13 protein-coding genes are annotated in these 24404 nt (G+C 44.9%); 9 read left to right on the forward strand and 4 right to left on the reverse strand.

The features are described 5' to 3' along the window. Nucleotides 1-92 precede the first annotated feature (92 nt). Both hydA and arcC read left to right on the forward strand, forming a co-directional pair. Nucleotides 93-1493 carry a dihydropyrimidinase gene (gene hydA, locus SHAL_RS03270; RefSeq protein WP_012275767.1) on the forward strand — a complete coding sequence of 467 codons (1401 nt, stop codon included), beginning with the start codon at nucleotides 93-95 and terminating at the stop codon, nucleotides 1491-1493. Nucleotides 1494-1574: 81 nt separating this feature from the next. Next, nucleotides 1575-2504, forward strand: a complete 930-nt coding sequence (gene arcC, locus SHAL_RS03275; protein ID WP_012275768.1) for a carbamate kinase — start codon at nucleotides 1575-1577, stop codon at nucleotides 2502-2504. Nucleotides 2505-3347: 843 nt separating this feature from the next. Here the strand turns inward: arcC and SHAL_RS03280 are convergent. Continuing rightward, nucleotides 3348-6086 (reverse strand): sulfide/dihydroorotate dehydrogenase-like FAD/NAD-binding protein, encoded by a 2739-nt coding sequence (locus SHAL_RS03280; protein ID WP_012275769.1) that lies wholly within the window; start codon nucleotides 6084-6086, stop codon nucleotides 3348-3350. Between the two features lie 2 nt (nucleotides 6087-6088). Continuing rightward, nucleotides 6089-11131 carry a 2-oxoacid:acceptor oxidoreductase family protein gene (locus tag SHAL_RS03285; protein ID WP_150102052.1) on the reverse strand — a complete coding sequence of 1681 codons (5043 nt, stop codon included), beginning with the start codon at nucleotides 11129-11131 and terminating at the stop codon, nucleotides 6089-6091. A gap of 1231 nt (nucleotides 11132-12362) precedes the next feature. Between SHAL_RS03285 and SHAL_RS03290 the strand changes: the two genes are divergently transcribed. The 3 genes from SHAL_RS03290 (at nucleotide 12363) to SHAL_RS22490 (ending at nucleotide 13508) form a co-directional block, all read left to right on the forward strand. After that, complete coding sequence (locus SHAL_RS03290) at nucleotides 12363-12752, forward strand: hypothetical protein (RefSeq protein ID WP_012275771.1); 390 nt, start codon at nucleotides 12363-12365, stop codon at nucleotides 12750-12752. A gap of 119 nt (nucleotides 12753-12871) precedes the next feature. Continuing rightward, nucleotides 12872-13174 carry a hypothetical protein gene (locus SHAL_RS03295; RefSeq protein WP_012275772.1) on the forward strand — a complete coding sequence of 101 codons (303 nt, stop codon included), beginning with the start codon at nucleotides 12872-12874 and terminating at the stop codon, nucleotides 13172-13174. A gap of 127 nt (nucleotides 13175-13301) precedes the next feature. Then, a complete protein-coding gene (locus tag SHAL_RS22490; RefSeq protein ID WP_012275773.1) occupies nucleotides 13302-13508 on the forward strand; it encodes a zinc ribbon domain-containing protein in 207 nt (68 codons plus the stop codon). 282 nt (nucleotides 13509-13790) lie between these two features. Here the strand turns inward: SHAL_RS22490 and yqeB are convergent, their stop codons facing one another. Next, complete coding sequence (yqeB, locus tag SHAL_RS03300; protein WP_012275774.1) at nucleotides 13791-15383, reverse strand: selenium-dependent molybdenum cofactor biosynthesis protein YqeB; 1593 nt, start codon at nucleotides 15381-15383, stop codon at nucleotides 13791-13793. Nucleotides 15384-15483: 100 nt separating this feature from the next. Next, entirely contained in the window at nucleotides 15484-16509 is a 1026-nt protein-coding gene (yqeC, locus tag SHAL_RS03305) for a selenium cofactor biosynthesis protein YqeC (RefSeq protein ID WP_012275775.1), read from the reverse strand. A 25-nt stretch (nucleotides 16510-16534) separates the two neighbouring features. Between yqeC and SHAL_RS03310 the strand changes: the two genes are divergently transcribed. From SHAL_RS03310 to SHAL_RS03325, 4 genes are all read left to right on the forward strand, one after another. Then, on the forward strand, nucleotides 16535-17131 hold the full coding sequence (locus SHAL_RS03310; protein ID WP_012275776.1) for an NTP transferase domain-containing protein: 597 nt from the start codon (nucleotides 16535-16537) through the stop codon (nucleotides 17129-17131). A 375-nt stretch (nucleotides 17132-17506) separates the two neighbouring features. After that, entirely contained in the window at nucleotides 17507-20611 is a 3105-nt protein-coding gene (ygfK, locus tag SHAL_RS03315; protein ID WP_012275777.1) for a putative selenate reductase subunit YgfK, read from the forward strand. 11 nt (nucleotides 20612-20622) lie between these two features. After that, entirely contained in the window at nucleotides 20623-21951 is a 1329-nt protein-coding gene (gene ssnA / locus SHAL_RS03320) for a putative aminohydrolase SsnA (RefSeq protein ID WP_012275778.1), read from the forward strand. A gap of 837 nt (nucleotides 21952-22788) precedes the next feature. Next, a complete protein-coding gene (locus SHAL_RS03325; RefSeq protein ID WP_012275779.1) occupies nucleotides 22789-24024 on the forward strand; it encodes a RidA family protein in 1236 nt (411 codons plus the stop codon). The last annotated feature ends 380 nt before the right edge of the window (nucleotides 24025-24404 follow it).

A 24404-nucleotide genomic window follows, 5' to 3' on the forward strand; every position in this document is an offset into this window, starting at 1 on the left:
GTTTTATTCATCTTTTTCATAGTTTTACTTACTCTTTAAGTACTTTTTCAACACTATTTATTTAAACATTATTTTAGTTTCAGGAGCACATCATGGGGTCAAAATCTACACTCATTATTAACGGCACCCTTGTCGACGCCCAGAAACAGTCACAGCAACAACTGCTCATTATTGATGGCAAAATTGCAGCCGTCGACAAGGTGATCACTGATTACCCCGTTGATACCGAGGTTATAGACGCATCAGGTCTTTATGTGATGCCTGGTGGTATCGATGTACACACCCATTTTAATATCGATGTGGGCATCGCTCGTAGTGTCGATGATTTTTATACCGGGACTCGCTCTGCGGCCTGCGGTGGCACCACCATGATTATCGATCATATGGGCTTTGGACCGAAAGGTTGCGATCTTTTTCACCAGCTTAAGGTCTATAAAGGGTTTGCTAAAGACAAGGCGGTAATCGATTACAGCTTTCATGGGGTGATCCAACATATCAATGATGAAGTTATCGAAGATATGCATGCCATGGTACATCGTGAGGGGATCTCAAGTTTTAAACTTTATCTGACTTATAATTATAAGCTCGATGACACGGGTGCCTTGCAGGCCCTTAATCGCCTCAACCAAGTTCAAGCCTTAACTGCTGTGCATCCCGAAAATGATGCGGCTATCGCTTTAAAACGCAGCCAACTAATAAAAGCAGGTAAAACCTCAGCTAAATATCATGCGATCAGTCGTCCATTAGAGTGTGAAGCTGAAGCGATTGCTCGGATGATTAATTTGGCAAAACTTGCCGATGATGCGCCGCTTTATATTGTTCATCTCTCCAATGGTCTAGGGCTGGATTATATCCGCTTGGCAAAGCAGAATCAGCAAGCAGTATGGAGCGAAACGTGCCCACAATACCTACTTCTTGATGACAAGCTTTATGAAAATGAGGATGGTGCTAAATATTTAATGAGCCCACCACTTAGGCCCAAGGCTGAGCTAGAGAAACTCTGGCAAGGCGTCGAAGATGGCAGCATAGATACGGTTGCGACTGACCACTGTGCTTTTTCCTATAAAGAGCAAAAAGTATCAGGTAATGATGACTTTTCTGTTTGCCCAAATGGCATGCCAGGAGTTGAAACCCGTATGCCGCTGCTGTTTTCAGAGGGAGTGATGTCGGGAAGAATTACCCCAGAAAAATTCGTTGAAATAACTAGCTTTAAACCTGCAAAACTGTTCGGCCTTTATCCACAAAAAGGCTGCCTTCTACCCGGTTCCGATGCGGATATTGTGTTATTCAATCCGGAACTTAAGGTCCATATCAGTCATGAAAACCTACATGACAATAGTGACTATACCCCTTATGAATCACACCAAGTGAACGGATGGCCCGTCATGACTATCAGTCGTGGAGAAGTCGTGGCATGTAATGGTGAGTTTCTCGGGAAAGCCGGTGCTGGTCAATTTGTGCATCGTTTGCCATTCGATAAAAACAAAATCTAATTAGTCATTATCTGTCATCTCTATCACTTAGCAAAGAATGAATTAAAGTAGAGCTAAGTGACAGAAAATTAAGGAATATCTATGAAACCTATTGCTGTTGTTGCCCTTGGTGGTAACGCCTTACTACGTCGTGGCGATGCCCCGAGTTTTCAAAATCAATTGGCTAATATCAAGATCGCTGCAGTGGCTATCGCCGAAATCGCCAAAGAATACCGTGTGGCGATTGTTCATGGTAATGGACCGCAAGTGGGTTTGATTTCATTGCAAAATTTGTCCTATAAAGACGTTGCTCCTTACCCGCTAGATGTATTGGGCGCCGAAAGTGAGGGGATGATTGGCTATATGCTGGCCCAAGAGCTGCAAAATGTGATGCCTCACAGTGAGGTCTCTACTATTTTGACCCGCATCGAAGTCGACTCACAAGATCCTAGCATGTTGGATCCGACCAAGTTTGTAGGCCCTGTATATAATGAAGATGAGGCAGGTCTCTTAGCCGAAGCCAATAACTGGATCATGAAACGCGACGGTGATTATGTTCGCCGTGTGGTACCGTCACCAAAGCCGATGAGCATATTGGATCGTTCTTCTATCAACACCCTGTTGGGTTCTGGCCATATTGTTATCTGTTGTGGCGGTGGTGGTATTCCTGTGTGCAAGAGTGATCATGGCTATATCGGCGTCGAAGGTGTTATTGATAAAGATCTGTCTGCTACCTTGCTTGCCAAGCAATTGAAAGCCGATAAATTGCTGATCCTTACCGATGCTGATGCCGTTTACCTTGATTGGGGCACTGAAAATCAAAGGGCACTGCACCGTACAACACCAGAAGAGTTGAGTCAGTACAGCTTTGCTGCAGGCTCCATGGGGCCAAAAGTTGAAGCGGTTACCGACTTTGCTTTGTCGGGTGGCAAAGCCTATATCGGTGCGCTTGAGCATGGACTCGATGTATTAGCAGAGCGTTCAGGAACCTGCGTTAGCCTTATGAAGGCAGCTTGTCACTTGAAAGTTTAAGCTAACCAACAGCGCTAGCATCTGTAAGGATGCTAGCCTTTAAATGAAGTTAGATTCTATTTTTAGCTCATAGCTCATCTGTTATTCCCCCCAATGAAGCCCGCCTCTACATTGAGATCAATTATCAGCCTCTTGTTCAAAGTAGAACTGCACCACTAATTTCAGTATACCCAGCCTCCATATACGATACTTCTGCGATAAGCCGCAAGTACACTCCCAGTCGGAACGACAATGTCCTACATGCCCCCTCAGTCACAAGACATTTATTATTAATGTTAGTGACACTCCTTGTCTTTTTAAGTGCTTATACCAATTGCATTAAATATTTAATCAATTCAGAAGCGCTCAAGCTTTTCAATTCAAGGCGCATGGACGACAGAATGGTTATTCCCTTGTGAGTCGATGCAAAGCAGAAGTGGAATGCTTGAGCGCTTCCCACAGGGTGGCTGATGTTAAAAGCAAGTGGCAAAGCACTGCATGCTGCGCCGGAAACTCTTGATATAGAATAACTATTAGCTTCAAGTTCCCAGCTTGACTTCAGCGCTTTGAATTCCCACTGAATGAACAGATACTTAATGCAATTGGTATTATAGAGCTGTCTAAGTCGTCCTTGGCGCTAGCATCCACCTTTATTCCAGTTAAATGTCTGTTGAAACAGCGGCTGCAGGGCAGTAGTGATTGGCTGCAGGATAACGGGATAGTCATGGATAATAAGGGGTAGTAAGGGATTGCAGAATGTCAGCCACTAAAAAAGCCAGCTCAGTTTAATCAACTGAACTGGCTTTATCTTTTCTTAAAGCTTACTACTTGAAGCTATTCGTTTTGGGCCTTACAGCGATAAGGTTACTCCTCAATAAACTTATGTTTGATCTGGCTGCGACGCTCTTGAGTTTTAAACTGATTAAAGCGTGGTAGTAACTTATCCCAGTCGATAATGTGACTATCAATTTCAGGGCCATCGATACAGGCGTGTTTGCGCACTAGCTTGCCATTCTCCATGACCGGCACCATACAGGCACCGCACATACCCGTGGCATCGACCATGATGGCGTTTAAGCTTGCAACAGTAGGCACTTTATAGCCTAAAGTCTGATCGCTGACGGCACGCATCATCATAGGTGGGCCGATGGTGACGACTTCTGCTATCGGTTCACCTTTTCCATCTCGATGGTTTTCAAGCATGCCTTCAAGCGGCGTAGTCACAAAGCCCTTGATACCGAAGCTGCCATCGTTACTGGCGTAGATCACCTCAAACTGCTCGCCGTATTGCGCCCGAAGTACCTCAACCTTGTCACCTTCATCAGTCCAGAAGCGTTGCTCGATGCCTCTGAAGCCGGAGATTAAAGTGACCTTGTTACCTAACTCTAAGTGAGCTCGCATGATGGGGTGTACTGCGGGTAGGCCTACGCCACCTGCAGCAAACACCACTCGCTTTTCTTCATGCTGCTTCACATGGCTAGGTTGACCCAGTGGGCCAGCGATAGCGGTGAAGCAGTCGCCTTCCTGCATCTGGTTGATAAGGTTTGAGCTGCTACCCAGACCTTGTATCACTAGAACGATAGTCCCTTTATCTGCATCCCAGTCGGCAAGTGTCAGTGGGATAAGCTCGCCTTTCTCGGTCGCGAGTACCCGCACAAACTGTCCAGCTTTGGCTGAGCGCGCAATAAAGGGCGCATTGATAGTGAACTCGACAATCTCGTCGGTTAACTGACGACGACCGACGATCTTAGATGGCATCTGACCAATATCGGTATAGGCTTTCGCCGCTGCGACCATGGTTTGGATCTCTTTAGGATTGAAATCCAAGCTCTTGATGATCTCTTTCGCTGCTGCCTGACCATCTCCAGCGGCTTTAATCGCCGTTGAGCCACCACGGGTAGCATCACCGCCACTGTAAATGCCAGCAAGTGAGGTCTCTTGCGAGTCCTTCTTGACCACTAATGTGCCCCATTTAGAGGTTTCAAGTTGTGGCTCGGCATCTTTAACAATGGGGTTAGAGTCGTTACCCAGCGCCATAATGGCAAGGTCTATCTTCATTCGCTCAGTTTCACCGGTGCGCTGCGGACGACAGCGTCCCGATGCATCGGGCTCACCCAATGTCATCAGATCAAGCGTTGCACTGGACAGAACATGGTTTTTATCGCCATGGAACTCACTTGGTGAGCAGAGCTCTTTAACCACGATGCCCTCCTCGAGAGCATGGTGTAGCTCCTCGACACGTGCCGGCATCTGATCTTTAGTACGGCGATAGACGATGGTGACATTAGCGCCTAAACGGCAAGCGGTACGCGCGGCATCCATAGCGGTATTACCACCACCGATAATCACCACCTCTTTACCGTCAACATCCGGAAGCGGTGTCTCATAATCGTCTTTGTGAGCCTGCATCAAGTTGACGCGAGTTAGAAACTCGTTAGCTGACATAATGTTATTGAGATGCTCACCGGGCACATTCATAAAGCGCGGTAGACCTGCGCCTGTACCAACAAACACGCGGGCAAAGCCTGCACGCTTAAGATCGGCAAAGGTTGCGGTTTTACCCGCGATATAGTTAGTCACAAATTGTCCGCCAAGGGCTTTAATCTTGGCGACGACGTCATCAATTAACTGGTTCGGTAGACGGAACTCAGGAATACCGTAACGCAGCACGCCGCCTAAGGCGTGGAAGGCTTCAAATACGGTTACCGGATGCCCCGCGCTGGCCAGCAGGTAGGCGTTGATAAGCCCTGATGGGCCAGAGCCTATGATGGCGATAGGTGGCTTGTTAGCCGCGACCCAAGGGTTAACCATGCACTCTTGGGGGAGGTCGGTGCCTAACTCACGCTCACGCTGAGGCAGGAACCACTCGAGTTGTCCTATCTCAATTGGACGCTCGTTGTGGGTACACACACCTTGGCACTGCAGCTCTTGCGGGCAGACTCGGCCGGTCATATTCGGTAGCGGATTGGCTTCGCGAATGAGATCAAATGCGGCTCTGAGCTTTCCTTCTCCCATCAGGTTTAATACCTCGGGGATATGGATCTTAACCGGGCAGCCGCCATCACTCTCGGCCTGCTCTTCGCCTTTATCGTTGCACACCGGAACACCGATCTCACAGGGTCTGTCTTCACACTGCTTATCACGAATAACTTCTAGCCAGACAAATAGCTCCACTTCACGCAGGCTATAACCTAGCCCCATATAGCCAAGGTAGCCTTGGGTTACGAGGTCAAAGTCACGGCGTCGCTCCTCGGCTGGGCGCACATAAGGCGGAATATTGTTCTTGCCTGGCCAGCCTTCTGACAAACCTTTGAACATAGGGTAGCGATCACTTAGGTGCTGATCGATACCTTGAATAAAGGTGCGTTTCTGCTTTAGCGGAATTCGCCATAGATAGCGCTGCAACGAGACACTAAGATCATTATCTTGTAGCAGCAGCTCCCATAACTTAGTTGTAAAGGCCGCGTTTAACTTGCCATTTTTCATGGTTTGACGAATAGCTTGCATGCTGTCATCAATCACCATCTGCTGGAAGCGTTGGGGATCTTGCTCCATCTTCTGCATCAGCAAGTCACGCTGGGATTGCGATAAAGAAACAGTCATAGTTACACTCCTGCAGTTGCTGGTGCGTTAAAGTGAATGATCTCGGCATCGCATTCATCGACGATACGCTTGGCTCTTCTAACAAGATCATCCGTTAGCGCGACACTGTCGACAGCTCCAGGGATCACCTGAGCAACCACTTTAGCTTCACCGTTACAGATAATGGTGGTTTTTTCGAATAGCTCACTCACCTGTTGGTAGCAAGATTTGCAATCGTTACACTCGGCTTGCTCCTCTTCGCTGATAACAACGATAGGCTGATTGCCGCCTGCAGCAGGCGCATCATTTGCGCTGCTATCTAGCTGAGTCACTGGGATACGATTGCCTGCAGCAAGAGCGCTGGAAGAGACTGTATCAGCGGTCATGGCAAGTTCAGCTAGGCCGTTAGCCATGCTGTCGATAGCGATCTCTTTCTCATCCATAGCTTGCTCGTAGCGTTGACGCCATTGCTCAAGTTGCTGCTGGTAGCTAAGCTCAACCTGCTTCATATGTTGGCCACTTAGGTACTGCAGCATCTTCCAGTTACGAAGGCGCTCTTCACAAAGGGCGACGAGGGAATCGACTATGCCTAGCTGGATAAGGTGCTGCTGCTTATCTGTAGCCCAGATCACTGGAGTCTTACCCGCACGCTCTGATTTGCTGAGCTTAAGGTATTCAGCGACCTCAACAACATCATCGCTTTCGCTAACGACTCTGAACTGCTTCTTGAAACGTCCCTCAAATAGGGCGAAATCGGCTGGGGTAAACGGCACCTGCTTAAGCTGCGTCATGCCATCGCTATCGACGTAAGTGATAGTTTGGGTTGCCCAGTCTTGGTCTCCCTCAGGGTTTCCGTCTAGTGAGAAGCGCTCGGCTAAGGTTTCACCCTTGCGTGGGTCGTGGATAAATACCGGGTTCATGCGGCTCTCAACTGCTAAGCGAGAGTGGCGTGTACTAGCATCATCGGCGATACCGTGTTCACCCATACAGGGGGTGTAAACATCTAGCAATGCAGGCGCACCTTGATAGTTTACATACTCTATTAGGCTCGACATAAAGTGACCCTGCAGCGCAGTAGAGGTTTGAATAACCATCACTTTCGGGTGGAAGCTGGCGATAATACCTAGCTCTTTCCGCACCTCTTGCTTACCGCTGTGAGCTTTACCAACACGGCTCAAGTCAGAGTCCTGTCCGGTAAAGCTTGATGTTGAAGCCTGGCCACCGGTATTTGAGTAACTACCAGTATTGAGTACAAGCACTTTAATCGGAGTCGATGTAGTCAGTAGGCGAGATAACGCGCCAAAACCGATATCGTAGGTGGCACCATCACCACCAACACTAAATACCGTTGGAAGTAGGGCAAGCTCACTGTCGCTAAGACCTGCCCACTCAAGGTAGCGAAGCTGTTTGTCATGAACTTCAGGATCATATTGATCGTTAATATCTAGCTTGGCACTACGAACCGCTTTAATTTGCGCAAGCTGGTTGACAACTTCACCCTCAAACAAGCCTTTAGCGATAGCTGGCGTGTCTTGGAACAAGCTGTTGATCCATGGATCTTGGTACGGGTTTGATGGGAAGGTCGATGCATAAACACTACTACAACCTGTAGCATTAGCGATCAGTGCATCCGAAGGACCTTTGCCCGTTGGCCCCTGCTCAAATAGATAGAGACGCTTATCTAGCTGGGCGATAGTTTGCTCGATACGCGCTAAGCGCTGTGGATCGCTGTTATCTGTAGCATTATCGGCCAGAAGGCTAGCTTTCTTAGCCTCTAGTTGCTCAAGTAACTCCTCAAGCTGAACGATATGTGCCTTATAGCGCTGCTGCTGTAGCGCGCGGTTAATCGAAGTCACTAGACGAAGTGCGGTTACCTCGCCACAACCACGACAGGCACCATGGCCCGAGCTCATGGCGTAGTAGTTATTGCGATCGAGTAGTAGTCGCTTGGCTTCACTCGCATTTTGGGTTGCCTGCTCGAGGAAGCGAATTGGCGTATTGGGTAGCTCGGCCAAGGTATCGAAGTGCTGCTGAATTTCATTGCATAGCTCTGTAGTTTGGCGCACTTTTGATAGCGACTTAGGGCCACATACATCGACACACTCCATACAGCCAGTACACTTGCTCGGATCGACCGCTAGGCTAAATAACCCGCCAGAGCCTGGAATATCATTTTCCATCGCGTCGAAAAATGGCTTAGTGAAACTCATAGGCATAGTTTCAAGTACTACGCACATACCGGCGATATGCTTAACAGCTGGACCGCTAAAGGCCATCTTATCGACAACGGTTGCTACAATTTGTGGCAACGAAGCTGACTCGCCTTTAGCAAGGTTGCGGTAGTGATGACGAATACCGTCACAGATAGGTTGGATCTGTGATTTCGCCTGCTCAAGCTGCGCGGGTGGGATCTCTAGCTTGTTAAGGGCGTGGGTCAGTAGGTCGTGTAGCTCATAGATCCCGTTCGGGATCGCACCATCTGGACAGGCAATCGTACACTCCATACAGCCGGTACAGCTATCTGGATCAAACTTAGGCACATTGAGGCGGAACAGTCCCTTATCTTTAGTAATCGCACTTGAAGGCGGGATAAACATACCTGAACCTGGAATGACAGGTGCATCACCGATAGTGCCATCGGCGTATTTCTTACCGGCGATATTGTCGAAGTAGCTCTGGTCAAATAGGCCACAACTTGCCTGAGTTGATCGCTTCTGTTGTTTAGAGATGACGGTTGATGCTGCAGACTTATCTTCAAAATCAGCATAGTTAACGGCCTGAGTCGCCTCGATACCATCGTTGATCACCGCCATATTACCGGCAACAATCTTCTCGCCCTTAGCACCAAACTTCTTGTTGATCTGCTTCTCGATACGCTCAAGCATCTGCAGTGGATCGGTGTCACCTGTCACCTGATCGGCATGGCCTGATAGTGCACCAATAAAGGCGATACCCATCATACGGATCTCAAGATCAGGTGTCGGTGCATGCTTACGTGCTACTTCAAAAGCATCGACAATATAGAAGTGGATGTTGTTTTCACGAATATACTGACGGGCACTCGCTGGGAGTTCTTGCCATACCTGCTCTGGGGTATGGTGGGTTTGCAGGATAAAGGTACCATTTTTTTGCAGACCAGCTAGCGGGTTGGTATGCATAAATACTTTATGATCAGGCGATAACACCACCTCAACCTGTTTGAGCTCGGCGTTGGTCAGCTTGATTGGATCGGGAGACAGCGTGATAAAGAAGTTGGTGGGTGCGCCACTCTTCTCTGAGCCATATTTTGGCATCGATTTAGAGTGTAAGCCCAGTGCGCCAGATAGAATATCGGTGAGCAGTTTACCCGTTGCGATCGTGCCGTAGCCACCGACAGAGTGGAAGCGGATACGTATGGCGCTATCGGGTAGAAGGTTTGGATTTTCACCCACCTCCAGTGCCATTAGTTCTGTGCTTGGGTAAGCTTGGCGTAAACGGTTTTGTACCCGCTCTAGCTCACCCGTTGCCGCGTCATCGAAAAAGGTGGTGCCAACATAGAAGAACGGCTTAGTTGCCTTGGCGTACATGTTATCAAATACAGCAATCAAGTGAGATGGCTGAAGATCGTGACCACCTAGACCAAATATACCTGTGCTGAGCTGAGGCAGTTTCTTAAGCGGCATAATACCTGGGTGACGCATTTCATCGGCATTTTCACGGGCCTTCATTAGTGAGCGTGACACGCTCTCTGTTAAGCGAGTCTCGTCACAGCGCTCAAGTACGGTAACTGACTTTTTGCCTGCAAGTTTTTCAATTAACTTGGCTTCTGGGAATGGATAGAGCTGCTTAAGTGATAGTACGCCCACCTTTTTGCCTTGGTCGCGCAGGTAACTGGCAACGGCTTCGGCGTCATCGGTGACAGAACCGAGTCCGATAACGACATGGTCTGCATCTTCACACATAAACTCCATAACAGGCTCATAGTGACGGCCTGTTAATTCGCCATATTCCGCCATCGCTTGTTCGATAAACTGCGGCACATCGCTAAGGAAGTGAGTGCGGTGATCGACAATACCCGCTTGGTAATCTGGCTGATTCTGCACGCCACCCGTTAACCCTGGGTTGTGGGTATCAACCAGTGCTGGTACGCGCTGGCGAGTGTCTTTCTCATAGGCGTTTAACCAAGCGCGGCGCCACTTGTTTTGCAGCTCAGTTGGAACCCACTCTTTTGTTGCTTCAATGAGTTCGCCGCTACTGTCTGTCTCGACCTTATCGCTGTTACTCGCCAGATACGCTTGCAGCTCTGAGCGCTTTTCTGGCCAGAACTCATCTTGATTCAGCTCGATAAAGTGGCCCAGTTGCCATACACGTCCCTTGGCACCATAAAGTAGGCGCTGGGCTTCTGTGGGGGCAGGGATACGATCGCTTGGGTTGCCAAGAAACTGCTTAAGTAGCTCCGGCTCTGGAAGGTATACCTTGCTTTGAATGTGGCTGGTGGCAAAGCCATCCATGGTATTAGCGACTGGAATAAGTGATTGCGCGCTCACTTTATAAGAGATTGCCGCCATATCGGCTGCTTCTTGAGCATTGCTGGCAAATAGCGTGGTGTAACCTGCAGAGAGTAGAGCGTAAACATCATCATGGCCTGCCATCACGTTAAGCGAGTGACGAGAGACCGAGCGTGCAGCAACATGCAGCACAAATCCTGCGGTTTTTTTACCAACAGTGACATAGTGAGACTCTAGCGCGTAGAGAATGCCTTGGCTTGAAGAGGCGTTAGAGATGTACTTACCACCGGTTAAGGCTGCGGCCAATGCACCACTTTGTGCAGAATGTTCACCTTCAGGCTCATAGAAGAAGGGATGTTGATCCCAGATGTTGCAGCCACCTTGGGCGCGAAACTCTTCATAGATTTCGGAAATTTCTGTTGATGGAGTAATGGGGTAACCTATCACACCGCCACAAACATAGTTCATTACGTGGGCGACCGCGCCATTTCCATGGATTACGGTATCTAAACCAGGATATTGCGTAGAAATACATTCTTGTTGCTTATTTTTACTGATTTTTTGCTCAGATGAAGACATAACATGACGTTCCTAAGTTTATTAGGCTAGTTCAGTCGTCTAACATATGTGATCAATTATCTATTTGATCTGCATAAAACGCCGTTGGCGCTAATAAAAAAGACGTCGCTTAGCTCAGGCCTAATGTGGATAGAAATACCTAAAATGTAGGTACATAAAAAGAGGTATTCTTTTGATACTACCTTAGCTTTAGAGAAAGATAATGTGGCGTAGATCACGAATTTAGCCTGAATATACCGAAAAGAATGCTGCTTAAGTGTATGAAAAACAAAAAGAATCATATTGATAGTATTATCGTTGTTAATCTCATTTTGATAGCTGGTTTTATATGATTTTGATAGTGGGATCTAAGCTGTTTTGTTAGGCTAACTTCAGTTAAAAGTTATCTTTATGGCTCCGTGAACGATTGACTAGCTTGCGGTCATTTATGAAATAAATCAGACTTAAAAAATAAATCAGAAATAAATCAGAAATAAATCAGACCAGTCATTATTAATCGCATATTAATTTACCGACTATTATGTTTGTCTATGGTTGAAGTTTGCTATCCCTCGTAAAACCCTTGTTCAAAGTAGAAGTGCATCACCTAAAAGATATTTGCAACTGGTTAACTGACAGATGGTTAAGCTATAAAAAAAGCAGATGCATGAGTGGTAGTGAGCGCTAACTGCGCATTTTTAGGTATAGTAGGGCTTCTAACACGCTGCCATCTATGGAGGAGGCTAATTAATGATACCCATTGTTAATTTTAAGTCATCTGTAACAAGGAAATGCTTCATTAGTTAGTTGGCTAGTGATTTCGTCAGCACTAGATCCATCGCGTATAACCATACAAAAATTAACTTAATTATCGGTAGATGGTCTATTCATAAGAGCCCTTTTTAATTACAGCTGTATATTCTAAGCGCTATTCGGTAGTAACTCATTTTTGAAAATGGCTATAAAAAGTGAGTGAAAACTGGTGTTTTACGCTCGATAAGCTCCCTAAGTTTTGATAAGTTATTGAAATAAAAATATTTAGTAAAATTTTTTAGATGCCTCTAGAGCAAGACGCTCAATTTTGAGGGCTTTATATTGAGTAATTAATTTTCAGTTATATTATTTTTTGTTTGTTAACAGCGGGTTAGCTTGGCTGATTGCTACTGAGTTGTAATTTTAACCGGAATATTATTGAGCCGCTATTCAATAAGCTGTTATGTTTTTTACTAGTTTCGCAACAAGGAATTAGATTATGAATAAAATAATTCTAGTAGCTTTATCTTTAACATTGATTTTAATTGGCTGTAAGTCCACATATGAGCCGTCATATGTTGGGGCTATTATTGAAGTTAAAGAGTCAGAGTTAAATAATTATTGGGTTCGAGATCCAACCAAAATAAAAATGCTGTCAAGACGCCCCGATTGGTTACCAAAAGGAGAAGGAAAAGGAACATATTCTATCGTCATTGATTCAAATGGTAATGAAATCACTAAAGAGTTGGTTAGCTCTACTCCTGATGGGTGGATGACTCAAAAACACTTAAATAAGATACCTAAAATAAAATATAAGCCTTCTCAGTTAAACGCACAAAAGACACCAGTTAAAGTTCAAATGTCATTTGAAGTTAAGCGTATGGGGTAGTCAAAACATAACAAGCAAATTAATCAGAACAAAAAACAGTTGGCTTTTGCTCTTTCGTCGCTATTTTAGCCAATAAGTTTTTTGCCCATTATTACGACGTTAACTTTCTAGGAGGTTTTATGGCTTGGAAATGTCAAAACTGTAGTACCGAGATCGAAGAAACTAGCTTTGAAGTTTGTTGGAACTGTGGCTGTGAGAGAGGACAGGAAAAACTATCTGAATCCCAAAGCCAAGTTTTGGAGTGCCTGCGTTGTGAGTCTCCCATGATCAAGCTGGGTTCCAAAGAGTTCCATGAAGGGACTCGTTGGGGCGCATTGGGCAATATCGGAGAGTTGTTTGTAGATAAACAGGCTCTTGATATGTACGCTTGTGAGTCATGCGGCAAGGTTGAATTCTTTTTGCCCGGAGCAGGCGACAGTTAACAAGGCACCGTCGGCGAACTTCAACTTGGTTGGCTGCGCTGTACCTCGCAGATTTTAGCCAATCAAGTTGCTCCCGCTGAGTTGGGGATTATGTGTATTAGAGTTATCATCAAAACAAGGAGTTAATATGTCTAATAATTGGCAATGTCCCAAATGTGATTGCAGGGATTATGATACGGATACAATTGCAACTACAGGTAGTGGTTGGTCTAAGATATTTGATATGCAAAATCGAAAATTCACAGCTGTAATATGTTCTAATTGTACTTATACAGAATTTTACCGGGGTAAAACTAGTACTTTGGGTAATATTTTCGACTTGTTCACTAATTAGTCAATACACATAAAAAATGACTATGGCGTCAATAGTTTATTTGCACAAGTATTCTCATCCCACATGGTGTCATCTCTGAAAAATAGATAGAAAAAGCTAGGGCAACCATGTCTTTTTTGATTTAGACCATCCTCTTGTTCAAAGTAGAAGTGCATCACCAAAAGATATTTGCAACTGGTTAACTGACAGATGGTTAAGCTATAAAAAAAAGATGAGCCAGAAGTTTATCTTCTGGCTCATCGGTTTTTGCTGGAATGCTTAAGTATGAAGTAGTAGTGAGTACTAACTTTGCATTTCTAGTTGCAGTAGGGCTTCTAACACGCTGCCTCCAATGGCGCGGGCCTTATCGGAGACACTAAGGTGATCGGCGTCCTCACCTCTTGGGTCGATATCACCAATCTTTAATCCTTCATATACTTCTAACTCGTCATTGAGTAAACCTCTGACTTTTCCAGAGAGCGGCGCATTGATGGGGGTATCGTTAATTTGAGCGATAAGATCGCCCTCTTTTACGATATCGCCGAGTTTGACATGGCAATGCATAACGCCTGCATGGGGCGCCCTTAATACTCTCTGATGGGTGTAGCCACCAATATTTCCGGGAACACCTGTATTAGGCGCAGTTTCACCTTGATAGATGATGCGGCCTAAATGATGGCCTCGGTTAGTCTCGATTACAGCGTCACAATCGACACCGGCCATAAAACCTGGGCCTAGGGCGACAGTGTGTGGAGCCAGCTCTTTCGATGTGCCTAAGTTACGCTTGGCCAATATGGCATCGACGACAAAGCTTGGGTGTAATTTTGCCGCGCTGGTGCATTGTTCATCTACCAATACGGGGATCATCCCCTGATCGATAAGTTTATAGACGGAGTTGCTGCAATCTGCTTTTTTAGCTGTAATGCCTTCAACTGTAACACTGTAGTCGAATAAACACTGGGCAAAGGCCACGCTGCGGCGGATCACGCTGGGTTTGGCAATATCGGTCATGACGACCTTAAAGCCTGAATTATGCAATCGAATCGCAACGCCAGTGGCGATATCGCCAGCCCCCCGTATGAGCACTAGGCGCTTGCGATTGATCCGCGTGTCGTCCTTCATCAAGCCACCAGCCGCACTGTTTTTCACCTTTAATATTTCAGCCATGATGCTAATGGCAATCTCTTCAGGTGTCTCGGCGCCGATACTAAAGCCGATGGGAGAGTAAACATTAGCGATGCGCTCGTCACTTATGCCTATATTTCTAAGGTGGGTAAACAGGGTTTGTACCTTACGTTTACTGGCCATTAGACCGATATACTTGGCATCTTGTTTAACGACTTTAGAGATAGCGTCTTTATCTTGATGGTTAGTCGCGATAACCACATAGCTTGCACTATTAATAGTGAGTTTATCGATAGCCTCTTCCATGGTGTTGCCAAGGATGAGCTTGCTGCCCTGAGGAAAGTGTTCCTCAGCTAGACTATCGGCAAAGGCGTCCGCTACGGTAATATCAAATCCTAATACATGAGCCGCTTTAGCTACAGCGCGATTAACATGACCTGCGCCGATAAGGACTAATGGCGCTCTTAAACCAAATACATCAATATGCACAGTCATCGAGCCGCCACAATCCATTCCCATGGCATCGGGACCTGTGCGAGTCATGCGTCCCTTGACGACTCTGGGTTCTCTTTGCTTGATGGCTTCGATGGCTTGCTCGATGACGTAGCGCTCAATCATGCCGCCGCCGACGGTGCCGATGATGCTGCCATCTAATTTAACGATCATCTGACCTTGGTGTCTGGGGGCTGAACCAGATGTTTCGAGAATATTGGTGAGGGCGAAAGGAGTATTAAGTTCTTCTAATTGGGCCGCGTGGGCAAAAATATTCATAAATCTACCTTGTACCATTGAAAGCGGTTAGCTCGCTTTCTCATTTGTGTTAGTGATCTATCCCCAAGCGACCTATAAATTCCCACTGAATCAAGCATTCTCAAGTGGCTTGGGTATACTTTCCAGTTATCACCTCTTTAATCGGGTTGGCTGTTTGCATGCTAGCGAGCCAGATGACATCAAGTGGTACTCCCTGTTTAACTAAACTTTTTGCGAGCTCTTTGATTGCAACATAGTTGCTTGCTAGGTCGACTTTATTGATCAACCAAACTCGCTTAGCGTTAGCTGGAGCATGCTTAAACATGCCATCTTTATGGGCTATTAACCTGGCCAAAACCCGTCGATCTAGCTTGTCGCCAGCCTGACATTGAGTGATGTCTTGGAAATCAACCCAGCGATGTACAAGCTCTGGCTGGATTTTCTGATTAATCACTTCACATCCGGTGACAGCTATCACGATATCAACATAGGGGGGAATGCAAGGCTCATGCCTAGAAGGTGCTTTGAGTGGTAAGTGTTTTGCACCGTCGGCTTCTATAATGATCAAATCGAATATTGCAGCATTTTTTATCTGCTCTATCTCGGCAAAAGACAAACCAGATATTTTTATTTTATCTGTATTTTTTTCTTTATTTTCAAGTGGTTTTAGTTTTTTCTGATAGCAGAAGTAGACGCTTGCAGGGGGAATTGATAAGGGAGTATAGTGAGTTGGCGATACGGGGTTTAAAACTGAATTTGTTTCGCGATGACTGACAGCCTCTAAGGTGGCAGGTTTTAGAATATTGAGGTGGCTCACAATAGTGTTTTTTTTGTTAACTGTATAGCTCTCAGGTTGAGTATCAACAACGTCACTAAGCCTATCAATTTGATAGATTAAGTTCTCGCTATCGATAATAGTGTCACACAGACTTTCACTTGGTAGGTACATCTTGGTCGTTGTGGTAATGAGCACCTTCATTCCCCGAGCCTTAGCTTGTTGAGCCAAGCGAAAAGCCGTGCTGGTCTTGCCTCCGCCGCCGACTAAGGCTACGAGTAGACTGGGTACTGGAGCTTGGTTCGATAACTTAGATTGAAGGGTTATTGTTTGATCATTAGCACAGGCATTAATAAGCGCGTCAACTAACATAGCGTCCTCATCTTGGAGAATATAGATGCCATTACAAGAGACTCAACCCCCTGCGGTTGATTGCGTAATACCCGCTGCAGGCTTGTCATCTCGTATGGGTGATTGGAAGCTGATGCTAGCATATAAAAATCACACAATACTTGATCAATGCATTGAAAACGCACTGAGTTTTTGTTCTCGAGTTATTCTGGTTGCAGGCTTTAGAGGCGAAGAGCTGATGCTGAGATATCGGGACAAACCTAATATTTTGGTCGTTATCAATGAACATTTTTCCACGGGCATGTTTAGCTCAATTCAGCTCGGTGTTCAACAGGTTAGCACCGAGCACTTTTTCATTACCCATGGTGATATGCCTATGATAGATAGTAGGGTTTTTCATGCTATGTGGCAGCGAAGAGGTAAGGTGGTATTTCCAGGCAATCCTGAGCGCACTGGTCATCCGGTATTGCTGCCTAGGTCTATCGTGCCATTAGTCGTTGGCGCTGCAAAGGAGAGTAAAATGAAGTCCATTATCAAGCAGCAAAGAATCGAATATTTAGCGTTAACAACAGTCAATATACACCTTGATGTTGATACTCCTGAGGCGTATCAAGCCCTACTTAAATCAGACCAATCAGTATAATAAATACGCTAATTATTATCGCCGCCCTATAAGAGTTTCCGCACCACTTATCAAATTGATACCAATTTATCTTGGTATCAATCATCTAAGCTCTCACTGTTGATAATTCTTTAATAACCTCCTCTCTAAACAGCACATCTCAGCTTATTTTCCTTGGTTTATTCTCGCAAAAAAATGATTAATCTTGACCGTGGTCACGCTTTTGCTTGGTTATCACGGCAAAGCCATCAGCTTGGCGTGTTAGTTGCTCCTATTCAAAACAAAGCGTTGTTCAAGACAAAGAATTATAAATATGAGTCCAGCATTGCTTAAACCTAGATTGGCAAATGTAGTGGCTTTACAGATAACAACAGAGTCGTACCAAGGAGAAATATCATGGCAGACATTATGCGTCCCGTTCCGTTCGGAGAGCTGCTTAATCGTATGTTCAGTGAGTACAAGAGCAGTGGATCAATTTTTGGGATCCCTGCGAAGCAATTCTATCATAAGGAAGATACCAACAAGCTTGCAGTTTGGGGCGAAAATTGTCAGACACCAGTAGGCCCTGCAGCGGGACCCCATACCCAACTTGCGCAAAATATTATCTGCTCTTGGTTGGCTGGCGGTCGCTTTATGGAGCTTAAGACTGTCCAGAAACTCGATACCTTAGAAATTGCTAAGCCTTGCATCGACGCCGAAGATGAGTGCTTTAATACCGAGTGGTCTACTGAATTTACACTAGTAAAGGCCTATGATGAGTATCTGAAAGCTTGGATTGCTCTATATTTACTTGAAGAGGTGTTTCAGCCGCTAGCGGAAGGTGAGCCTAAGTCATTCGTGTTCAATATGAGCGTAGGTTACGATCTTGCTGGTATTAAGACTGCACCTATGCAGGCTTATATCGATGACATGATAGATTCAAGTAAGCATCCATTATTTGCTAAGTACCAACAAGAGTTACGCGAGTTTATCACCGATAATGATTTAGAACTGCGCTATGGTGTAAACACTAATAACCTGATTGATTCTATCTCCCCACAGTTATCTACAGGTGTCACGTTATCGACCATGCACGGTTGTCCTCCTCATGAAATTGAGGCCATCTGCCGTTACATGATTGAAGATAAACACATCAATACCTTCGTTAAGCTTAATCCAACCTTGTTGGGTTACCCTAGAGTGCGCTCAATTTTAGATAATGCAGGCTTCACCCATATCGCATTGAGTGAAGAGGCATTTGGTCACGATTTAAAACTTACCGATGCTAAAGCCATGTTAGGCCGCTTGATGGCGTTAGGTAAGAGCCTTGATATCGGCTTTGGTGTCAAACTGACTAACACCTTAGGTACGATTAATAAGAAAGGCCGACTACCAGACAAAGAGATGTATATGTCTGGTCGCGCCTTGTTCCCATTATCTATTAATGTCGCGCTAGAGCTATCCACAGAGTTTGATGGTGAACTACCAATCTCTTACTCTGGCGGCGCGAGTAAATTCAACATTAAAGAGATATTTGAAACGGGTATTCGCCCCATTACTATGGCCACCGACCTGCTTAAGCCAGGTGGTTACATGCGCTTAACCGATTGTGTTAATGAGTTGGCGGACAGCAAGTTTTGGCAGATGGAAAAAGTTGACCTTGTCAAGCTAGCGGCTTTGGCAGAAAAATCTTTAACTGTTGATTACACTCAAAAAGAGTGGCGTGGACCAGAAGATATTTCAGTCAATAGAGCACTACCTTTCACTGATTGTTCGGTAGCACCCTGTGTTACAGCATGTCCTATCAGCCAAGATATTCCTGAGTATCTACGCCTTATGGGCGAGCAAAAATATGCTCAGGCACTAGAGCTTATCTATTCTCGTAATGCACTACCTGCCATTACAGGACAGATCTGTGATCACCAATGCCAGTTTAACTGTACCCGCCGTGACTATGAAGGTGCAATTGATATCCGCGAGATGAAGAAGATTGCGCTGGAAAAAGGTTGGGATGAATATAAGCAAAAATGGCATAAGCCAAGTCTTGAAAATAAGGCTCCTGCAGCCGTATTAGGTGCCGGTCCTGCGGGGCTATCGGCGGCATACTTCTTAGCCAAAGCGGGTCATCCGGTCACCATCTTTGAAAAAGAGAATAATGCTGGCGGCGTCGTTAAAAATATCATTCCTCACTTTAGAATACCCGCTTCTGCCATCGAGCATGATATCGAGTTTGTGACTGCTCACGGAGTTAATATCGAGTACGGCTGCGGTGATAATCTTACCGTATCATCGTTACAAGAGAGCGGTTTCAAATATATCTGTTTAGGGATCGGTGCTGATAAAGGTAACCCTATCAAACTTGAGGGTGACAACACCCATATTTACAAGTCATTGGACTTTTTATCTCAATACAACAAGGGCGAATTCGACGTCAGTTCATATAAGGCGCCACTGGGTAAACATGTCGCCGTTATCGGTGCAGGTAATACTGCCATGGATAGCGCTAGAGCTGCACTTAAAGTCAGTGGTGTTGAGCAGGTTACTGTACTTTACCGCCGTACAGTGGCTGAGATGCCAGCTTACAAAGAAGAGTATGAAGAGGCACTAGCTGAAGGGGTTCAGTTTATGTTCCTCACTAATCCTGAAGGTTTCTATGCCAATGGCAAGTTAGTCGCACGAGTGATGGAGTTAGGCGAAGTTGATGCTAAGGGACGTCGCAGTCCTGTTGCCACCAATGAGACTGTCGAACTTGAAATTGACAGCGTAATTACTGCAGTGGGTGAGCAAAGTAACGTTGCAGTACTGAGCCGTATCGGTATCCCAATGGGAGAAGATGGCTGGCCAGTCGTATCGAAATCAACCTGTGAGACAAGTCTTGAGAATGTCTATCTAATTGGCGATGCCAGCACCGGCCCATCGAATATCGTTTCTGCTATCTCTGGTGGTCGTAAAGCTTCATCAGCCATTCTTGCCAAAGAGTTGCTCAATGAGCCAAATCTAGTGGTTAAATCGGATATCGATGTTAAGGCTATCTATGCCCGTAAGGGCGAAATTCAGGTGAAGCTGTTAAGTAGCGAAGACGATCAAGTCGCCTTTATTGAGCAAGAGTCTAAGCGCTGTTTAGAGTGCTCTTATGTGTGTAGCAAGTGCGTCGATGTGTGTCCTAACCGCGCTAATATCTCGTTGCCAATTCCTGGCTTTAAGGATCAGTTCCAAGTACTGCATATCGATGCTTACTGTAACGAATGTGGTAACTGTGCTCAGTTCTGTCCTTGGGATGGCAAACCTTATAAGAGTAAGTTTACTATTTTCAATCGCCTTGAAGATTTTGAGACCAGTGAGAATTCAGGTTTCCTAGTCGAAGGTAAGCGTTTACTGGTTCGTGCTAATAAAGAGATCTATAGCTGCGGGCTCACTGATAATATGCAATTTACCTTACCAGGAACATTATATGACGTATCTACCATTATCAGTTATGTGCTTAGCAAGCATGACTATCTACTGGGCAATGTGGATAAATAAGGAATAATATTATGATGTTATTAAAAAATGCAACCGCAGTTCAGTTTGAGCCTTGCTTCGTTAAAGAGGGGGTCGATATCTTGATTGAGGGGAGTATCATCAAGGCTGTTGGCACTAACCTACAAGCTAAGTACCCAGATGCTCAAGTCACCGATATGAAAGGCAAGTTAGTGATGCCGGGTGTTGTTTGCTCCCATAATCATTTTTATTCGGGTTTATCTCGTGGAGTGATGGCAGATATTAAGCCAAGTCCTGACTTTATCTCTATCTTGAAGAACTTGTGGTGGCGTCTTGATAAGGTGCTTGATGAGGAAGCGATCTATTACAGTGGTCTAATTTGCTCGCTTGAAGCGATTAAAAGTGGTTGCTCTAGTGTTATCGATCATCACGCTTCACCTAACTATATTGCAGGCTCTCTTAAGACCTTGCGCAGCGGTTTCATTAAGGCTGGACTGCGGGGCATGACCTGCTACGAAACCACAGATAGAAACGGTGGCGTAAAAGAGATGAGTGCCGGGGTTGAGGAGAATATCGCCTTTGCTCAGCTGATTGATGCAGCAAAAGCAAAGGGTGATGAGCCCTATCTCGTTGAAGCCCATATTGGTGCCCATGCACCTTTTACGGTAACAAATGATGGTTTATCTATGCTTGCTGAGGGAGTTAAAGCCACGGGGCGCGGACTGCATATCCATGTTGCGGAAGACAAGTATGATGTGACTCATAGTCATCATCATTACGATCAAGATATCGTCGCACGCTTGGACAAATATGGCCTGATCAATAACAAAACCTTATTGGCTCACGGTTTATTCTTGTCCGATAGAGATATTGAGATCTTAAACGCTAGAGGCGGTTTCCTAGCCCATAACGCTCGCTCAAATATGAATAATAATGTTGGTTATAACAACAAGTTGAGCAAGTTTGACAATGTGGTGCTGGGCACAGATGGCATAGGTGCTGACATGTTTGAAGAGCTTAAGTTTGCTTTCTTCAAGCACAGAGATAGCGGCGGTCCACTATGGCCTGATAGCTTCCTGCGCCACCTGTGGAATGGTAATCAGATATTAGCCAATAACTTTGACGCTCAATTTGGTCGACTCGAAGCTGGGTATAAGGCTGATTTGACTATATTGGATTACACCAGTCCAACACCATTAGTTGCCGATAACTTCCCAGGGCATATCGCCTTTGGTATCAATGCCGGCAATGTGAACTCTGTGATGGTTGAGGGACGGTTTGTGTATCAAGACCGCGCCTTCCCATTCGATGTGGCGCCTATTTATGCCGAAGCACGAAAGGTCGCTCAACGGATCTGGACGAATATGGACAAACTTGATTAGTTTGGATTTGCTCTTCGTTTAGGTTTATCGAGGGCATCAAGCCCTCGATACATGCCCATTCGATGTGGCGCCTATTTATGCTGAAGCACGAAAGGTCGCTCAACGGATCTGGACGAATATGGACAAACTCGATTAGTTTGGATTTGCTTTTCGTTTAGGTTTATCGAGGGCATCAAGCCCTCGATACATGCCCATTCGATGTGGCGCCTATTTACGCCGAAGCACGAAAGGTCGCTCAACGGATCTGGACGAATATGGACAAACTCGATTAGTTTGGATTTGCTCTTCGTTTAGGTTTATCGAGGGCATCAAGCCCTCGGTACATGCCAATTCGCTGGGTTAGCACTGGTATCGAGGGTACCAAGCCCACGATACAAACCTATTCGATGAGGCTCCTATTTGCGTTGAAGCACGAAAGGCTGCTCAGCGGATCTGGACAAACTAGATTAACTAAAATCCCATCTACGCTTACGCTGAAGTCAGTTAGAAAAATGGTTCAGCGTATTTGGAAAAATATAGTGGGTAAATTAGATTAATTAAAAATGAGAATGCATTGCGATCATTTTATATAAACAACACTGTTATTTATATAAATGGCCAACGTCTTTTAGTGTTTCATTATTAACAGATGAAGTAAAAACGTTAGAGATTAATAGTCAAATGTCTTAAAGGCGTCATTCCGCAGCAAATATTAAAAATTTAGGACAAACATCCTCGTTAGGGATTGATTATACCTTAGGTAAGTCGATCTCTTAAGCTTTGGGGCGCTTTAGCCTATATAAACCACATTTTTTTAACTTAAGTTAAAAGACATTTAGAAATAAAGGAAATATAGATATGAACAATAACATTATAAAAGTATCAAGAAACACAGTGAATGCACCAACAAGTTCTGTCTCAACACAAACGGTAGCATTTTCTCATTATAATAATATTTCAGCTCAATTGCCTATAGACCCTAAAACGGGCGAGATTGTCGTTGGGTGTGTAATAGACCAAGCAAAACAGTGTTTATTAAATATCAAAACCATTATAGAAAGTATCGACCACGTAATGGACGATGTTGTTAAAATCAATATATTCGTTAAAAATATCTCTGACATTGCCGCGATAGACGAAGTGTATACAAGCTTCTTCCAGGATGCGCTTCCTACACGCACGACAGTCGCGGTGGCAGCTTTACCGATGAGTGATGCGTTAGTACAAATGGACGCACTTATTTCAAATGGGGAAGGTACTGCGCCACAAGCACCTTGTAAACTGATAAAAGTTTCAAGAAACACGGAAAATGCCCCTCAAGGCCTATATTCACAAACCGTTGCTTTTTCTCATTACAATAACCTTGCATCTCAACTGCCTATCAACCCAAAGACGGGTTTGATTGTTTCTGGCGGGGTAGCGGAGCAAACAAAGCAGTGCTTAGAAAATGTTAAATCAATTTTAGAAAGCATCGACCATGTTATGGATGATGTCGTTAAAACAACAATATTCCTGAAAGATATCGCGGATATTGATGCTGTAAACCAAGTTTGTGCTGCATTCTTCTCAAGCTATGTTCCAGCAAGAACAATCATTAACGTTTCAGCTTTACCTATGGATGCATTGGTACAGATTGATACCGTGGTATCACACGGAGATGGCACTCCTCCACAATTACCAGAAGACACCAGTTTGCTTGTGATAGAAGCGAGCAATACAGAAAATGCTCCTCATGCGCCATACTCACATACGGTCGCTTTTTCTCATTACAACCATATCTCTGGTCAACTACCTATTGTTGCGCAAACGGGTAAAGTGGTTGAGGGGGGGATCAGTGAGCAGACTAGACAATGCCTAGAAAATATCAAGGCAATTGTGGAAAGTGTTGACCATGTTATGGATGATACCGTTAAAATAAATATTCAATTGAAAAATATTGCAGATATTAATGCTGTAAATGATATTTACACCACATTCTTCAATAGTGAACTTCCAGCAAGAACAGTCTATGGTGTCGCTGCTATTCCTATGGATGCTTTGGTACAAATTGATGCTGTTGTTTCTAACTGTGAGGGGACACCTCCACAAGTTTAATAATGACTAAATCAGATATCGATTGTTAAAATTAAGGCTATCTGTCTCAATATGATAGCCTTTTATTATTTTGATACTTAATTGCTTTGACACTATTGTTTTTTATACTCCGCGTTCTTCAGGTTAACCATCCGCGCTTGAATGATTAATACCTAAATATAACATTTGTGACTTCGACACCTGTGGTGTCGCGACAAGTTCATGTTTTGCACCTCAATTAACTCGATCCCCATCATAAATAACTCATTTTAATGAATTTAAGTTAATTATGGCTTAATAGTTGCTTTTATTAATCCATTTGCGGCATCTAAAATAAGTCACATGTAAATGTGGCCAGAGCTTTTTAACTTTTTAGCTTTTCGTTAAGAAAAGTGAGAGTG

It is taken from the genome of Shewanella halifaxensis HAW-EB4 (assembly GCF_000019185.1).
Classification (GTDB): domain Bacteria; phylum Pseudomonadota; class Gammaproteobacteria; order Enterobacterales; family Shewanellaceae; genus Shewanella; species Shewanella halifaxensis.

What these genes read in the sequence shown, in the direction of transcription:
- yqeB (WP_012275774.1), bottom strand. Translation starts at nt 15,383, where the DNA reads ATGAATATTTTTGCCCACGCGGCCCAATTAGAAGAACTTAATACTCCT.
- SHAL_RS22490 (WP_012275773.1), top strand. Translation starts at nt 13,302, where the DNA reads ATGTCTAATAATTGGCAATGTCCCAAATGTGATTGCAGGGATTATGAT.
- hydA (WP_012275767.1), top strand. Translation starts at nt 93, where the DNA reads ATGGGGTCAAAATCTACACTCATTATTAACGGCACCCTTGTCGACGCC.
- arcC (WP_012275768.1), top strand. Translation starts at nt 1,575, where the DNA reads ATGAAACCTATTGCTGTTGTTGCCCTTGGTGGTAACGCCTTACTACGT.
- SHAL_RS03325 (WP_012275779.1), top strand. Translation starts at nt 22,789, where the DNA reads ATGAACAATAACATTATAAAAGTATCAAGAAACACAGTGAATGCACCA.
- SHAL_RS03295 (WP_012275772.1), top strand. Translation starts at nt 12,872, where the DNA reads ATGGCTTGGAAATGTCAAAACTGTAGTACCGAGATCGAAGAAACTAGC.
- ygfK (WP_012275777.1), top strand. Translation starts at nt 17,507, where the DNA reads ATGGCAGACATTATGCGTCCCGTTCCGTTCGGAGAGCTGCTTAATCGT.
- SHAL_RS03285 (WP_150102052.1), bottom strand. Translation starts at nt 11,131, where the DNA reads ATGTCTTCATCTGAGCAAAAAATCAGTAAAAATAAGCAACAAGAATGT.
- SHAL_RS03290 (WP_012275771.1), top strand. Translation starts at nt 12,363, where the DNA reads ATGAATAAAATAATTCTAGTAGCTTTATCTTTAACATTGATTTTAATT.
- ssnA (WP_012275778.1), top strand. Translation starts at nt 20,623, where the DNA reads ATGATGTTATTAAAAAATGCAACCGCAGTTCAGTTTGAGCCTTGCTTC.
- yqeC (WP_012275775.1), bottom strand. Translation starts at nt 16,509, where the DNA reads ATGTTAGTTGACGCGCTTATTAATGCCTGTGCTAATGATCAAACAATA.
- SHAL_RS03280 (WP_012275769.1), bottom strand. Translation starts at nt 6,086, where the DNA reads ATGACTGTTTCTTTATCGCAATCCCAGCGTGACTTGCTGATGCAGAAG.
- SHAL_RS03310 (WP_012275776.1), top strand. Translation starts at nt 16,535, where the DNA reads ATGCCATTACAAGAGACTCAACCCCCTGCGGTTGATTGCGTAATACCC.